This window comes from Microbulbifer mixtoriginis (SeqCode) (assembly GCF_052466715.1).
Genome location: NZ_CP174288.1, coordinates 357,167 through 373,159 on the forward strand (window position 1 = coordinate 357,167; position 15,993 = coordinate 373,159).

Annotated in this window: 13 protein-coding genes; 6 read left to right on the forward strand and 7 right to left on the reverse strand. The window is 52.5% G+C overall.

The window, feature by feature from the left end:
* Positions 1–163: 163 nt before the first annotated feature.
* Complete coding sequence (locus ACJJH9_RS01785) at positions 164–967, reverse strand: ABC transporter permease (protein ID WP_444924097.1); 804 nt, start codon at positions 965–967, stop codon at positions 164–166.
* Positions 964–1,575: an ABC transporter ATP-binding protein gene (locus tag ACJJH9_RS01790; RefSeq protein WP_444924098.1), complete on the reverse strand. Its 612-nt coding sequence runs from the start codon at positions 1,573–1,575 to the stop codon at positions 964–966. The genes ACJJH9_RS01785 and ACJJH9_RS01790 overlap by 4 nt, the downstream gene beginning before the upstream one ends.
* Positions 1,576–1,781: 206 nt before the next feature.
* On the opposite strand from ACJJH9_RS01790, the gene ACJJH9_RS01795 reads away from it, so the two are divergent.
* From ACJJH9_RS01795 to ACJJH9_RS01810, 4 genes are all read left to right on the forward strand, one after another.
* Positions 1,782–2,243 (forward strand): DUF2846 domain-containing protein, encoded by a 462-nt coding sequence (locus ACJJH9_RS01795; RefSeq protein WP_444887281.1) that lies wholly within the window; start codon positions 1,782–1,784, stop codon positions 2,241–2,243.
* 356 nt (positions 2,244–2,599) lie between these two features.
* Entirely contained in the window at positions 2,600–4,849 is a 2,250-nt protein-coding gene (gene parC / locus ACJJH9_RS01800) for a DNA topoisomerase IV subunit A (protein ID WP_444924099.1), read from the forward strand.
* A gap of 138 nt (positions 4,850–4,987) precedes the next feature.
* Positions 4,988–5,452 carry a MarR family winged helix-turn-helix transcriptional regulator gene (locus tag ACJJH9_RS01805; protein WP_444882861.1) on the forward strand — a complete coding sequence of 155 codons (465 nt, stop codon included), beginning with the start codon at positions 4,988–4,990 and terminating at the stop codon, positions 5,450–5,452.
* Positions 5,445–6,524 carry an HlyD family secretion protein gene (locus ACJJH9_RS01810; protein WP_252083418.1) on the forward strand — a complete coding sequence of 360 codons (1,080 nt, stop codon included), beginning with the start codon at positions 5,445–5,447 and terminating at the stop codon, positions 6,522–6,524. Before ACJJH9_RS01805 ends, ACJJH9_RS01810 begins: the two co-directional genes overlap by 8 nt.
* 118 nt (positions 6,525–6,642) lie before the next feature.
* Here the strand turns inward: ACJJH9_RS01810 and ACJJH9_RS01815 are convergent, their stop codons facing one another.
* From ACJJH9_RS01815 to ACJJH9_RS01825, 3 genes are all read right to left on the reverse strand, one after another.
* Positions 6,643–7,065, reverse strand: a complete 423-nt coding sequence (locus tag ACJJH9_RS01815) for a DUF2147 domain-containing protein (RefSeq protein ID WP_252083417.1) — start codon at positions 7,063–7,065, stop codon at positions 6,643–6,645.
* 161 nt (positions 7,066–7,226) lie between these two features.
* Positions 7,227–8,693: a protein adenylyltransferase SelO gene (locus tag ACJJH9_RS01820; RefSeq protein WP_444924100.1), complete on the reverse strand. Its 1,467-nt coding sequence runs from the start codon at positions 8,691–8,693 to the stop codon at positions 7,227–7,229.
* A 73-nt stretch (positions 8,694–8,766) separates the two neighbouring features.
* The gene (locus ACJJH9_RS01825; RefSeq protein ID WP_444924101.1) at positions 8,767–10,245 is read right to left on the reverse strand and encodes a Ppx/GppA phosphatase family protein; all 1,479 of its coding nucleotides are present in this window, start codon (positions 10,243–10,245) and stop codon (positions 8,767–8,769) included.
* 244 nt (positions 10,246–10,489) lie between these two features.
* Here ACJJH9_RS01825 and ppk1 point away from each other — a divergent pair, with 244 nt between their 5' ends.
* On the forward strand, positions 10,490–12,556 hold the full coding sequence (gene ppk1 / locus ACJJH9_RS01830; RefSeq protein WP_444925198.1) for a polyphosphate kinase 1: 2,067 nt from the start codon (positions 10,490–10,492) through the stop codon (positions 12,554–12,556).
* Positions 12,557–12,621: 65 nt separating this feature from the next.
* Here ppk1 and ACJJH9_RS01835 read toward each other — a convergent pair whose 3' ends face one another.
* On the reverse strand, positions 12,622–13,122 hold the full coding sequence (locus ACJJH9_RS01835) for a hypothetical protein (protein WP_252083413.1): 501 nt from the start codon (positions 13,120–13,122) through the stop codon (positions 12,622–12,624).
* A gap of 56 nt (positions 13,123–13,178) precedes the next feature.
* Positions 13,179–14,933, reverse strand: coding sequence for a bifunctional isocitrate dehydrogenase kinase/phosphatase (aceK, locus tag ACJJH9_RS01840; RefSeq protein ID WP_252083412.1), 1,755 nt, complete (start codon positions 14,931–14,933; stop codon positions 13,179–13,181).
* A gap of 166 nt (positions 14,934–15,099) precedes the next feature.
* Here aceK and ACJJH9_RS01845 point away from each other — a divergent pair, with 166 nt between their 5' ends.
* Positions 15,100–15,708 (forward strand): MarC family protein, encoded by a 609-nt coding sequence (locus ACJJH9_RS01845; RefSeq protein ID WP_252083411.1) that lies wholly within the window; start codon positions 15,100–15,102, stop codon positions 15,706–15,708.
* Positions 15,709–15,993 lie beyond the last annotated feature (285 nt).

Consider the following 15,993-nt stretch of genomic DNA (forward strand, 5'->3'; position numbering starts at 1 on the left):
TAGTTACTGAAGTCATTGCTAGTTTGACGTTAATGCGGGAGTGGTTGCGGTAATACCGTAGCCACTTTCTATAATTTTTATTATCTATTTATATCGATGATTCTATTTAACAAATTAATGAATTTTTTGCTCTAATCTTGTAGACGGTTTATCTAAAGCTGATTTAATTGCGCTCGGCTAGTAGCCTATCGATACATAAGCGTTCGCGCTTATCAAACAATCGCTTCGTGCACAGTGCAACCGCCACAAAAGTACCAAATCCTGTACCCGTAGCAATCGTAAACATAATCAAAATCTGATATTTAACCGCGACGGTAGGCGCGGTACCGGCTAATATCTGCCCGGTCATCATACCTGGCAGAAAGACAATACCGGCTGCAGCCATCATATTGATCGTTGGCATCAACCCCGCGCGCATCGCATCCCGTTGAAATTCAATACTGGCTTGCCGCCAGGTTTCGCCCAGCATTAGGCGATTTTCAATAATATCTTGTGAGCGCCGCATACTTTCTGTTAGTCGATCCAGGCCCAGGGCAACGCCGGTCATGGTATTGCCCAGAAGCATCCCCAGTAGTGGAATAGAGTATTGCGGTTGGTACCAGGGCTGAGGACCGATTAGTACCACTAGACTCAGTATTGTGACGCTAAATGCGGAAACAAGCATGGATAAAGTGCCAATGACAAAACTCCAGCCTCCGCGCAGGCGATATTTTTGCCGCGAGATGACTTGTTGCCCGGCAAACAGTAACATCGCCAGCCCTAACAGGCTCACCCATAACAGGGTGCCTACGGCGAACAGGGCTTCCAGTATGACTCCGACAAGCGCCAGCTGTATCGCCGTGCGCACCGCCGCAATAATCAGCGGTTTACCGAGCTGTAATCGTGCAATATGGGTGCATATTGCCAGGGCAACTACTAGCGCCGCAGCCAGCGATAACTGCCACCAGGAAAGGTCGATCACACTCATTGTGATATCTCCCTCTCTATTAGGTTGCTCCCTTTAATTTCAATATGTCTGCTGGCCACTCGTTGGATTTGCTCTCTATTATGCGCCACCCAGATGACGGGATATTGGTACTTGCTGATTTCATCCATAAGCCATATTTCTACTTTACGCGTAGTATCGGCATCCAGGTTGGCAGTAGGCTCATCCAGTAAAAGTACCTGTGGAGCGTAGGAGAGGGCGCGAATTAGTGCCAGGCGCTGTTTCTCCCCGGAGGAGAGCCGGCTTACCTGCCACTCTGTTGCCTCCTCGGGAAACCCCAATATTTTTAACGCTTGCCCCATTGGCTGATTAAAGTGCTTGCCTACCGTCTCGTACCACCAGGCACTTTGTGCCGGTACCAACATAATCTGGCGGCGCCACTGGTGACCTGTCATTCCTTTCTGACTTTTGTCATCAAATGATATATCACCGTCATGGGGCTCAATATCTGCAATGGCTCTAAGTAGACGGCTTTTGCCTGAGCCAGAGGGGCCTGAGAGACAAATGATCTCTCCTGCCAATACCTTTAATTGCACTTTTTTTAGCGGGCCGATGCTCAGTGATTCGAGTTTTAGTTCAGGTTTAATCATGGTTACTTATTTCTATTCCCTTCACCTTAATAATTACTGAAGTGTTAAAACTCCGTGGGTATGGCTGGGGAGTCGAATTTTTATAATCAATTTAATTAACCTTAAGGTTCTAGTTGGCAGTCAAGCTGATATGATGCGCGCCTGTTAACGTGGGAGCTGTACACAAAACAGCCGTTAGCAGGTATTAAATTATATTGGGGGTAAGAATGTACAAAAAATTAGCGGCACTTTCTGTAGCTACATCTCTTTTTGCGGGTTGTGCGTCGGTTCCTATGGAGAGTGATGAGTTATCCAATAAAGCTAAAGAGTTCAATTCACCTACTGAGGGGAATGCTGGTCTCTACATCTATAGAGCCTCTGGTCCCGGTACTGCTCTGAAGAAAGATATCTGGGTTAATGATGAATGTGTTGGTCAATCTGCACCTAATGTCTTTTTCTACCAGGAGGTTATAGGGGATAAAGAACATAAGGTCTCAACTGAGTCGGAATTCTCCCCGAATGACCTGCTGGTTGATGTAAAAGCAGGTGAAAATTACTTTATCGAGCAATACATTAAGATGGGTGTATTCGTTGGTGGTGCAGACTTGAAGCTTGTTGCGTCTGAAGAAGGCAAAGCTGATATTACAAAACTAAAGCTTGCTAAAGCTGGCGAGTGCAGCCAGAAATAAAGTTGGCGCTGAGAGAGGCACACTGAGCAGGTGTGCCTCTCGTAATTTTGCCTGGGAGTCTTATTTCCTTAAGATTGCGTTAGGCTAGTTCGATACCCATCGAACTTTATGGATAAGCTATAAAGATTGTATTGAACTTACAATGAGCCTCTCCCCTTTCTTTCATTTGCTTGAAAGATGCTAATGACATTGAAGTTATTGCACTAAATTGATGAAAGTAAAGCGGTAGTAATTTCTATCCATATGTACTCCTTCAATTACCTAAGACAAATGCCCTTCCTTTTTCAGCTTCCCTTTGAACCTCCCGCCCCAGTCCGCCATAATCCGCTCCTTCCGAATCGAATAACGAGTGCTGTATGACCGACACCTCTGTCTATGAGGCCACAGAGCGCCTGCCGTTAAAGGAGTACACCGAAAAGGCGTACCTGGATTACTCCATGTATGTGATTCTGGATCGCGCCCTGCCGAATATTGGTGACGGCCTGAAACCGGTGCAGCGGCGTATTGTCTACGCCATGAGCGAGCTGGGCCTGAAGAATTCTGCCAAGTATAAGAAGTCTGCGCGCACGGTTGGCGATGTGATCGGTAAGTACCATCCCCATGGCGATAGTGCCGTGTATGAAGCGATGGTGTTAATGGCACAGCCGTTCAGCTACCGTTACCCGTTGATTGATGGCCAGGGCAACTGGGGCTCGCCGGATGATCCCAAGTCCTTCGCAGCCATGCGTTATACCGAGTCGCGCATGGGCAAATATTCGGAAGTGCTGCTGTCGGAACTGGGCCAGGGCACGGTGGATTGGCAGCCAAACTTTGATGGCACCATGGATGAGCCCTGTGTGTTGCCGGCGCGGGTGCCGAATATCCTGTTAAACGGTACCACCGGTATTGCCGTGGGTATGGCCACCGATATTCCGCCGCACAATTTGCGCGAAGTGGTCAACGCGACGGTGGCACTGCTGGAGAATCCCAAGGCCACAGTAGAAGAGCTGTGTGAGCATATTCTCGGTCCGGATATGCCCACCGAGGCGGAGATTATTACCCCGCGCGAAGACATTCGTAAGATTTACACCAGTGGTCGCGGCTCTATCAAAATGCGCGCCCTGTGGAGTAAGGAAGACGGCGATATTGTGATTACCGCGCTACCCCACCAGGTGAGTGGCGCCAAGGTGCTGGAGCAGATTGCTCAGCAGATGCAGGCGAAGAAGCTGCCGATGGTGAGCGACCTGCGCGATGAGTCGGATCACGAAAATCCCACCCGCCTGGTGATTGTGCCCAAGTCCAACCGGGTGGAGATGGAGTCGGTGATGAATCACCTGTTCGCTACCACCGACCTGGAGCGCAACTACCGGGTCAATATGAATATGATCGGTATCGATGGCCGCCCGCAGGTGAAGTCCCTCGATAAGATCCTGCGCGAGTGGTTAACCTTCCGCGCCACTACCACGCGCCGCCGCTTGCAGTTCCGCCTGGACAAAGTAGAGAAGCGCCTGCACCTGTTGGCCGGCTTGTTGGTAGCCTTCCTCGATATCGATGAAGTGATCGAGATTATCCGTACCAGCGACGAGCCCAAGCAGGAGCTGATGGATCGCTTCGAGCTGACGGATATCCAGGCGGATTACATCCTCGATACCAAGCTGCGCCAGTTGGCGCGACTGGAAGAGATGAAAATCCGCGGTGAGCAGGCAGAGCTTGAGAAAGAGCGCGATACCCTGACTAAGACCCTGGACAGCGAGCGCCGCCTCAAGACCCTGATCAAGAAAGAATTGCTGGCTGCGGCCAAGGAGTTCGGTGATGAGCGCCGTTCGCCCATTGTAGCCCGCGAGGAAGCCAAGGCATTTAGCGAATCGGAGCTGCTGTCTTCCGACCCCATCACCGTGGTGGTTTCTGAGAAAGGCTGGATTCGTGCCGCCAAGGGCCATGAGATCGATGCGGCGGCACTGAGTTATAAGGCCGGCGACAATCTCGGTTTTGCCGCGCGCGGCAAGAGTAACCAGCCTGCGTTGTTGCTCGACAGCACCGGGCGCAGTTATTCCATCGCCTCCCATACCTTGCCATCAGCGCGGGGCCAGGGCGAGCCATTGAGTGGTCGTATCAACCCGCCTTCCGGTGCCACATTTGAGGGGCTGCTCATGGGGTCGGACGACCAGCGGGTTCTGTTGGCCTCCGATGCGGGCTATGGTTTTATCGCCAAGCTCGCCGACTTGCAGTCGCGCAACAAGTCGGGCAAGGCCATGCTGACCCTGCCTAAAGGTGCCCAGGTTTTGCCGCCGCAGTTATTAGACAGTCCCGAAGAGGCACTGTTGGCGGCGGTAACCTCGGAGGGACGCATGTTGGTGTTCCCCGTTACAGAGCTGCCGGAATTATCGAAAGGCAAGGGCAATAAGATTATCAATATCACTGCCGCGCGGGCTGCCAACCGCGAGGAAGTGGTGGTGGGAATCGCCGTGTTGGAGGGTAAAAACCAGCTGGTCGTGCATGCCGGTAAGCGCCATACCAAGATCAAGATCTCGGAAATGGAGCACTACCGCGGTGAGCGTGGCCGACGGGGCAATAAGCTGCCACGGGGTTTTCAGAAGGTCGATAGCATCGAGGTGCTGGAAAAATAAGCCCTTACTGATGTGGCACGGTAAAAGCGGTCATTACGACCGCTTTTTTATTGCCAGTTTTTAGTATTGATAAGCCGCGCATTGATGAAATAATAAGCAGGCTTATAATGAGCGCCCTCAAAAAAAAGGGGTGAGACTATGTCAGGGATGGACGGGTCCGGAAAAGACAGCGCAACTGAGATGAGCTTTGCGCTGCACAGCGCGGCACGCCTGCTGCGGCGTAACTTTGACCGCCGCGCACGGGATCACGGCCTCAGCGATGCCCGCTGGCAGGTGCTCTGGCATCTCACGCGAGAGCAGGGACTGAAGCAAACTGCACTGGCGGGACGCCTGGAGATGGCACCGATCAGCCTGGCGCGCCTGCTCGACAAGTTGCAGGGCGAAGGGCTGGTGGAGCGACGGCCCGATCCACAGGATAGGCGCTGTTTTAGGATTTATCCGACCGACCGGGCACAGCCGGCTATGGCGCTGCTGGGAGACCTGGCGGAGGAGACCCGCAGTCACGCCTTGGATGGCTTTACTGCGGCGGAAATAGGACAACTGCAGACGCTGCTCGGGCGGCTGCGCAAGAATCTGGTAGGCGAAGAGATTGAATGTGACTGACAAGCTGCACCTGAAGCTAAAGCCGAGTGCGATGCGCAAGCTGGGGGCCGCCCTGGGATTGGCGTTTGTCGCCCTGGCGGCCGGCTGGAGCCTGTATGGCGGCGGCGATATCGTTGAGACGCAAAACGCCTATGTAAAGGCGGATAAAGTTTCCCTGGCACCAGAAGTTCATGGTGTGGTGACCAAGGTGTTGGTCAGTGCCAATGAGCCGGTTTTTAAGGGCCAGTTGTTGATTCAAATTGACCGCACGGCTTATGAGCTGGCGGTGACCGAAGCTGAGGCGCGCCTGGCTCAGGTGCGCAATGATCTGCTGGCGCGCCGCGCCGAATATGCCGAGGCGGATGCCGCCCTGCAGCAGGCGCGCAAAGATGCAGATTTCTACCGGCGCCAACTGGAACGCAATGAAAAACTGGGCAAGGTGGCCTTCTCTGAAGCGGAGTTGGATAGCGCCCGCCAGCAGCTGGAGCGGGCCCGCGCGCAGATCACCATCAATGCGGAAAAGCTCTCCAGTCTGCGTGCCGAGCTGGGCGGCGACCCCAGTGTGGCCCTGGAAGAGCAGGCCGACCTCAAGGTGGCCCAGGCGCAGTTGGACAAGGCCAATTATCAACTGTCGCGTACCCGTATTATTGCACCTATGGATGGCGTGATCGCCAATACCCTGCCACAAGTCGGAGAGATGGCCACCGTCGGCGAGAGCCTTCTGTTTATGGTGGGCACCAGCGGCCTGTGGGTGGAGGCCAACCTTAAAGAAACCGAGCTGGCGAGGGTGCGCACGGGCCAGCAGGCGGAGGTGACCCTCGATGCCTACCCGGACTTTGAATGGCAGGCCCAGGTGGACAGCATGAGTCCGGCCAGTGGTAGTGAGTTTTCACCTACTCCGCCGCAGAATGCCAGCGGCGAATGGCACAAGGTGGTACAGCGGGTACCGGTGCGCTTGCGCCTCTACCCCCTCAAGGATGCGCCGCCGCTCCGTGCGGGTATGAGCGCTAAAGTGCGTATCGATACCAGTGAGGATGCCAAGGTAGTATCCGCACGCGCCTCTACCGATGAGAGTGGCAGGGTGGTTCTCTAGAAGCACTTCAGTGGCTGGGATTTGCGCTGTGCGATGGAGCGGTCGATTTGGCTGTCAGAATCTGACTAACCAGTGGCAGCCGGCCAAAAAAAAAGGCCCGCAATGCGGGCCCTGTAATTTACTCTTCGACTCTGTGCCAGGTCTGGGTGCGGTAGAGAAAACCGAGGTACCCACGCACTTTTAGGGTGTTGTCGTTTTCCAACCAGAACTTGCAGTCGTACACCTTGCCTTTCACCGGGTCCATAATTTCCCCGCCTTCGTATTTCTTGCCTTTCTGCACCATATTGGTGATCACGTCCATTCCTACAAGAGGCTTGCCCTTTAGGTCACCTGGGCAGTTTTCACAAATGGTGTCATTGGGCTTCAGCAATAGCTGGACGATCTTGCCGAAGTACTTACCGTCCTTTTCATAAATTTCCACGATGGATCTGGGCTTGCCGGATTCGTCATCAATAGTGCGCCACTTGCCTACAACATCTGCGGCATTGGCCTGCAGGGCGAACAACAGGCCGAATGTGGCCAGGAGCAGGTTTCTGATCATCTGTAGGTTTTCCTCTATTCAGTGGGTGACCCAGATCTTACAGCAAGTCACTTGCAGCGACACCGCATAAGTCATCATCGGGTAAAAAAATAACCGCATACAGACGACATTTGACCGCAAATACCGGCAATTTGTTCGCAAGTTGTACCAATTTGGCCCTATTAAGAGCTACAGCTCAACGGGATACGCTTGCCGGATTCTGGGGGAGCGCTGGCCCAGACTTCGTGTTGAGGGTGCTCGTCAAATGGGCTCTGCAGTAGCTGGCGCAGGGTATGCAAGGGTTGGTAATCACCGGTTTCGGCGGTCTCAATAACCTTCTGTGCCAAGTAGTTGCGCAATAGGTATTTGGGGTTTGTCGCTAGCATGGCTCGGTTGCGGGCGCAGGAATCACTGTGCTCACGCGCCAGGCGTCGATCGTAGTGCCCCAGCCACTGCTCAAGGGCGCTGTGCTGAGCCTCGGCGAGACATTCCTGAAGTCCTTGGGCGGGACGCTCTCCGCGGTAGCGGGATAGGGCGCGGAAGAAGAGGGTATAGTCTGCCTCCCCCTGTTGTAACAACTGCAATAGATCTGCGCAGAGAGCCTGATCGCCCTCCTCCTCGGTGGTGAGCCCCAATTTGGCGCGCATCCTCGCAGCAAAGGCATCGGTCACCAGGGGTTGGAACTGCTCCAGGCAGTCTCGCAGTGCCTCCACACTGACAAAGCCGGAGAGAGCGTGAGCCAGGGCATTCAGGTTCCAAAGTACTACACCGGGCTGCTGCTCGAAGGCGTAGCGGCCGGTATGGTCTGAATGGTTGCAGATAAAAGTGGGATCGTAGTCATCGAGAAAGGCATAGGGGCCGTAGTCGAAGGTGTCGCCAATAATCGACATATTGTCGGTATTCAATACGCCGTGGGCGAAACCCACTGCCTGCCAGCCCGCTACCAGTTCGGCACTGCGTCTGGTGGTAAAGCGCAGCATGGCCTCGGCCTGTTCACCAATACTGAGTTCTTGGGAGTCGGGGAGAAAACGCCGGCAGATCTCGCCGATAAGCTGTTGTTGGGCCTGCAGCTGCTTGGTGTAAAACAGGTATTCGAAGTGACCGAAGCGTACATGGCTTTCGGCCACGCGGATCAACATAGCGCCCTTTTCAATTTGCTCGCGGGTTACCGGTTCGTCACTACCGACGATACTCAACGCGCGGGTAGAGCGGATGCCCAGGCCACTTAGGGCCTCGCCGGCGAGATATTCGCGAATGGTGGAGCGCAACACTGCGCGGCCGTCGCCAAAGCGGGAATAGGGGGTTTGGCCGGCGCCTTTCAGGTGTAATTCCCAGCTTTTGCCCTGGTGTTCAACTTCCCCGAGCAGCAGGGCGCGGCCGTCGCCCAGATCCGGGTTGTAGACGCCGAATTGATGGCCTGTGTACTTCATGGCAAAGGGTCGGCTGCCGTGAAACAACTTGGCGCCACAACCCAGTTGGGCCCAGTCGGGATTGTTCGCCTCAGCGGCATCGATACCCAGCAGCTGCAGCACAGGGGGATTGGTATCGATAAGCTGTGGATGCTTGAAGGGGGTGGGGTCGATGCGGCGGCCAAAGGCATCGCCCATATCGGCGTAGCGGTGGCTGAGGGTAACTTCGCTGAGTTTCATAGATTTTGGGTTTGGGCTAAAAATAAATGTTGCCAGGCATGTTACCGGCATTAATCGCTATTCGCAGGGACGCTTATACCGCAAGTAGGCGTAGAGGGCGTGTCTGTGATTGCCAGTGCTGCTCCTCCTGGTAAAGCAATTCCTCTATCGCCGGGCTGCTATCCAGCCATTCACGCTCAATTTGCAAGCGATAGGCATCTCCCTGGTCAGCCAAGTTGATTCCCCGCAAAGTGCGCTCTGTGCGGTCGCGGTGAATAATACTGGCAAGGCGCAGACACAGGAGTAAATCTGGGCTTGGGTGAAAACCGTAGTGCTCTTTTGGTGCTTTGATTGGACCGCGCTGGTTGCGCACTAGGTAGGCCAGGTGCTCTTGTTCGCCGTTGGAGAATCCAGCCATATCCGCATGCTTGATCATATAGGCACCGAGCTTGCGAAAGCTGCTGTGGGTGAGTGCCAGCCCCACTTCGTGTAGCTGGATGGCCCAGCGCAGTCGTTGCCTTCCCTCCAGCGGGTATTCGGGGCGCAATTGCTGCAATAGTTTGAGGGCGGTGTCGTTCACTCGGCGCACTTGGTTCTGGTCAATCTGCCAGTGCTGTACCACAGCGTCTACAGTACTGGCACGGCGATCGCCACCGTGCAGCCGCCCCGCCAGGTCATGCACTATGCCCTCGCGAATGGCATAGGGCGAAACCTCCATGCGCTGGATATCCAATTCACAGAAGATGGCGTGCAGGATTGCCAGGCCGGCGGCGAATACCGGGTGCCGCTCCTCGTCGAGATCGGGCAGCTCCAGTTCGGCGATATGCTCCACCTTGGCAACTTCTTTGGCGAGACGATCGATATCCTCGTGCACGATATCCGCCACCTCTCCTCCATTCAGTACCCGTGAAACCGCCTTCACGCTGCCAGAGCAGCCGATAACTTCCGCTTCGGCGGCAATGTGTTGTAACCCTTGCAACTCGGCGCGGGCGGCGCGCTGTGCGCGCTTAAAGTGGTTGACGGTATTTTCACTGATCAGGCCATCGGCAAAAAAGCGCCTACTGTAGGAAACGCAACCCATTTCCAGACTTTGTAACTGTTGGGGGGATTCGCTGCCGCGCACCAGTTCGGTGGAGCCACCGCCGATGTCGATAATGCAGCGAAGCCGTGGTGGGCCGTCGGCGGCGGCCATTACGCCACTGTAAATCAGGCGTGCCTCCTCAATACCGCTAATAATTTCCACGGGCACGCCGAGAATGGATTCGGCCTCTTCGAGAAAACCATCGGCATTAGCCGCGGCGGCGCGCAGGGTATTGGTACCGACGACGCGAATATGATCCACCGGTAGTTTTTGTAGTACAGGTTGAAAGCGAGTGAGAGCGGCCAGGGCGCGCTCCGATACCACGGGGTTTAGGTGGTGGTGGGCGTCCAGCCCCTCTGCCAGTCTCACCATGGCGCGGTCGGTATGCAGGCGTACCATGCGTTGATCGCGAAATTCCGCTAACAACAGGTGGAAGCTGTTGGAGCCGAGGTCGAGCGCAACGTAGCGCTCACTTGGTGATTGCATCGACATCCTTACACCCGTGTTAGTTAAGACGGCAAGCTACTCTACTATTAACTGTATAACCTTGTGCTCATGTTGATTATTTCAATCTGGCGGGGGCTTGCCCTGGTTGTGGCGAAAATGCGCGTAAATCTTCCTTTCGCGAGAATAGCTCGTTATAGGTTGATGCCTGTGCCCCTATAAGCTGTTCGATATGTACTTCCCCTAAATTGGCATCGAATTCTTGGGGCAGGGAAATTCACTCCGGTTGAATATGTTTTACAAACCTTCAATACCTAATGATATCCCTTTATACCCAAAAGAATTGAGCTGGTTATCGTTCAATGAGCGAGTGCTACAGGAAGTTGAAGACGAAACTGTACCCATTATTGATCGGGTGCGTTTCCTGGGAATTTTCTCTAACAATCTCGATGAATTTTTCCGCGTACGTGTAGCAGATGTGCGCCGTCTTGCCGCGTTCGCAGGGGCTGAACAGGAGAAAAGACATTTTGCCAAACTACTCGGGCAAATTAATGAGCGTGTACTGCGCCTGCAGCGACGTTACGCACGGGCTTACGCTAAAGCACTGGCAGATCTCGATAAACACAATATCCATGTAGTTCGGGAAACCACGCTAACTGAGCACCAACGCACCTTTGTCGAAGAATATTTCCATCGGGAAGTATTACCAGAACTGGAGCCTTTTTTTATTGATGACCTTGATACTATGCCGCTGCTTAATGAGGCGAGTATCTATTTTGCCATTTTTCTGCGTCTAAAAGATGGTATCCAGCGTTATGCGGCAATGGAAATTCCCACTAATACTTTATCGCGTTTTGTTGTGATTCCACCCCGTGAGGGAAAGCGTGAAAAAGTATATATCGTTCTCGACAATATTATACGGGCCTGCTTGGTGGAGGTGTTTCGCCAGGTTTTGCCGATTCGCTCAGCCAAAGCGTATATGTTCAAGATTAGTCGTGATGCTGAGCTTGAATTGGGTGAACAGATAACTCAAAACCTCGTGGACCGTATGGAGAAATCTCTCAAGAGGCGTAAGCGCGCCGATCCGGTGCGCCTTGCTTACGATGCAGAAATTCCTGAAGTGCTCCTAAATATGGTGAAGAAAAAATTAAAAATGGGGCGCTATGATACTTATACGCCCGGTGGGCGCTACCACAACTCCAAAGATTTGATGAAGTTCCCCGCAGATTCTGGGAGTTATATCTATAAGCCACTATTACCGCTGCCAACGTTACCTGGTAAGGGGGGCGCCTTTGCACATATTCGCAGTGCCGATCGGCTTTATTATTACCCTTATCATGATTTTCGCGTAATCACCAATTTGCTCGCATCCGCAGCAATTGATCCACAGGTGCGAGAAATTCGGATCAACCTCTACCGGGTTGCAAAGAATTCACGGGTGGTGGCTGCTTTGATCAATGCCGTGCGAAATAATAAAAAAGTCATTGCTGTTGTTGAGTTGCGCGCGCGATTCGATGAGTTGGCAAACATTCACTGGTCGAAGGAGCTTTCCGATGCGGGGGTAGAGGTTATTTATGGTGTTCCAGGATTGAAAGTTCACTGTAAATTAATTTCTATTCTTCGTCGAGAAGAGGGTAAGGATCAGCTTTACAGTCATTTGGGAACAGGAAATTTTAATGAGAGTACTGCGCGAATTTACTGTGATTTTAGTTTGTTAACCAATAATCAGGAGTTGGGCCTGGATGTCTACAATGTTTTTGAATTTATTCGACGTACTCGACGTCGTCCGGTATTTCAGCATATCGCAGTTTCACCTCTGACAAACCGTGCCGCGCTTTTGGGGGCAATAGATCGAGAAATTGAGGCGGCAGAAAGGGGCGATAGAGCTGAGTTGTTTTTTAAGTGTAATAACCTGGTGGACAGCCAGGTAGTGGAGCGGCTTTATAGTGCAAGTGCCGCAGGAGTAAAAGTAAGAATCATTGTACGAAGTATGTGCACCTTAGTGTGTGAGACAGCGGGTCTTTCTGACAATATTCAAGTTGTCAGTTTGGTAGATAAGTTTCTGGAGCATGCGCGTGTTTATATATTTTATAACGGTGGAGAGGAGATAATGTGGCTCTCTTCAGCAGATCTTATGACTCGTAATTTAGATCACCGGGTGGAAGTGACTTTTCCAATTATGAATACTGATCACCGTGAGACGATTCGAAAAATTTTGGAGCTGCAATGGAGTGATAATCAAAAAGCTCGGATTGTGGATGCGAGACAGAGTAATACTAAAATTGCCAACTCTGGCAAAAAAAACTGTCGTTCCCAGGATGCTATATACCGCTATTTGAAGAAGCAGTCTGACGCTTGAACTTAGTTGGTTTCGACAAGAACTGGTTTGCAAGCTTTAAAAGCACTCACAGTAATTTGGCTCACTTAGTCCCGGCTAAACCCCACCAACTTTCCTCGACTGAATGAAAAGCGATAGCGTTGTCCGATTTGCAGCCATTCATAGCAAGTCGACTGGATAATCATACGTGGAAACTGTGGGGTAACTACCCAGGTCTGGAAATCATTGCCAGGTCCTCGCCCGATCAGCCAATAGTAATCCCCTCTTTTGCAAAAGGCGCTGGGTGCGCAGGGTTCGCTACCCCAAACATAGGCCAGTACATCGTATTGCATTGGCACACTGGCCTTTTCCTGAAAAGGCTGGGGTTCACTGCCGGTGAAGGTGTAGAGGTTGTCGAATGGAATTGGGCGAAATCCCTGTGCTGGAGTTGCGCAGCTGACTACTTGGGGTTTTCCAGTGATACGGGCGTGAGGAGGCGGCGCCTTTTCCTTGCCGGGAATGGTCATTTCACTGGGCAGATAACCGCAGCCACTGGCCGTTAATAGAGCCAGGGCCGCTAGAGTTGCGGCCCATGCAAGTATGCGCACTGATCACCTATTCGAATTGTGGGTGCCTCCTACCAATATAGCCATAGATTGAGTGCTTATTTGTTGCGGGCGATGGCCGGAGCACGGCGATGGAAGCGCCACTTACGCCGGTAGGGGAAGGCGCTCTCCACATGCCCGGCGCGGATACGGTCTTGCAGGCGCCTCCAGTATCGATAATCGTAGAGGTCGCTGTGCAACCTCTCAAAAGCTGAGCGCGCGGTGGGATTACCGGAGAAGAACAGGCGGAACTCCTCGGGGAAGACGTCCGCTTCATCCACGGTGTACCAAGGTTTATCTGCCAGTTCCTGCTCGGGTGTTTGCGCTTCGGGAATCTTGCGGAAATTGCACTCCGTCAGCGGGCACAGCTCGTCGTAATCGTAGAAGACCACGCGGCCATGACGGGTCACACCAAAGTTCTTAAGAAGCATATCGCCGGGGAAGATATTGGCTGCCGCCAGTTGCTTGATAGCATTGCCATATTCCTCCATGGCTTCTCGAGTTTCCTCTTCGTTGGAGGTTTGTAAATAGAGGTTGAGGGGTTCCATGCGCCGTTCTACATAGAGGTGCCGGATAATTACCCACTTCTCATTAATGACTAGCTTGGAGGGCGCTACCTCCTGTAGCTCACGCAGTAGTTCCTCACTAAAGCGATTGCGATAGAAGATGAAGTTGGTGTATTCCTGGGTATCGGCCATACGCCCAACACGGTCTGAGCGGGATACAAATTTATATTTCTCCCGCACAATTTCTTCGGTGACGGTTTTGGGGCGATCGAAGCGATCCTTAATGACTTTGAACACCACTGGATAGGAGGGCAGGGTAAATACGCTCATTACCATGCCTTTGATGCCGGGTGCTATCACAAACTGATCGTTGCTCACCTTCATATGCGCAAGGATATGGCGGTAGAACTCGGTCTTGCCGTGCTTGTGGAAGCCGATGGAGTTGTACAGCTCCGACTTTTCCTTGAGCGGCATAATAGTGGAGAGAAAGCGTACGAACCGCGAGGGAATGGGCGCATCCACCATAAAATAGGAGCGGGTGAAGCTGAAGATAATACTAGCGGAATCATTGCTGTGCAGCAGGGTATCCACAAAAATACCACCACGACCGTTATTCAAGCAGGGCAGAATAATAGGTACCACTTCGCCATTAAAAATCATGCGACCCACTAAATAGGCGGCCTTGTTGCGGTAGAACACAGACTCCAGCATATCTACACGTAGCTGTTTTTCATTCTCCAGCTTGGCCAGCGGTGCCTCGCGTAAAAGCGCACAGATATTTTCGATATCCCGCTGCATATTTTCCCAGGGGGCGGAAAAGCTGAAGTCTTTGAGGATGTCCTCGATCATATATTCGAGTCCATCTCGCCCACTATAGCTGATATAAATGCTGTAATCCCGCAGCGGTTTGTCATCTGGTGCGCGAGAGGGTTTGACAAAAATATTTTTGTCGTGAATATCCGCGTGTCGGAATTGGCTGCAAAAGACCGAATTGAAGAAGGTTTCGGCAATCTCGTAGTTGCTGTGATTGGCGATTAGTTGTGCGTAGGTGGCGCGGGCATCCCGCCACAATTCCAGTTGGCTGGTATCTTTACTGGTAACTGAGTGCACTAGTTTGAGCACCTGGTTGACCTTGGTTTTGTACAGGTCGATGCGTTCCTTGTTGGCCTCATGTGCGGCCTGCCAGGAAGCGGTCTCAAAGCGCGCCTTGGCGCCCAGAGTGATGTTCTGATAGTCTGCGAAATACGCATCAAAACCATTCAGGATGGTCTTCGCGATGCGGCGGGCGGTCGGTGAGTGATTGGTCATGCACTAGACTTGGTTTTTGAGTTTCAGGTTAAGCATCTGCCTGGGGAGCATTTGGGGTGGCTGACGGGGTTAACCCGCGCCTTACCAGATTCCACCGCCCCGGCGCTTGCCGATCTCCCCGCGGCAGGGAATAAGCGGATAGTAGCACGGCACGCCGGAGTACCAGTTGAACGATTGGATCAGTAGTTTTGTCTTTTTCTTTGCGGTGATCGATCCGGTGGGCACTCTGCCGGTATTTATTGCGGTCACTTCCCGTCACGCCGAATGGCAAAAACGCAAAATCGCCTGGCTGGCCGTATTGGTAGCCGCTGGCATCTTGCTGTTCTTTTTATTGGTCGGTCAATTCCTGTTGGAAGCAATCGGTGTACCGCTGTCAGCTTTTCAAGTGGCGGGTGGCGTAGTGTTGTTCCTGTTTGCCCTCACCATGATATTTGGCGATAGTAAGCCAGAACAGGAGATGGAGATTGTCCGGGAGGGCCATGAGACCGCGATATTTCCGCTGGCGGTGCCTTCAATAGCCTCGCCGGGCGCCATGCTAGCAGCAGTGGTACTTACCGATAATCATCGCTTTGATATGATGCATCAACTCAACACTGCCACGGCGATGCTGGCGGTATTGGGGATTGTGATTGCACTATTACTAACCGCAAATTGGATCTATCGGTTTATAGGGGATGCTGGCGCCAGTATCGTCAGCCGGGTGATGGGTTTGATACTCGCCTCGGTAGCCACCACCAATGTATTGCTGGGTATACAGCAGTTCTTCTCGATCTAAGCTGCTCAGTCAGAATGAACAGGCACCTCGAATGTCAGTTAGGGTGTCTGTACAAGTTTTTCGTCGACTCGTTTCGATTACTCCGTAATTCGAATACCCCATGAAAGATGCTTTTTACTCAATAATGAGATGCTACTGATTAGTGTATTGTACTGAGGTGAAGCATGCCTCCTCTGTGACTTTATTGTGCCGGTACAGCCAAAATACGTCTGAGTAATATTTTATGGCTTATTATTTTGTTTTCTAAATATCATTAACAAATGGCCAAAAGAAGACTGTAGTCAC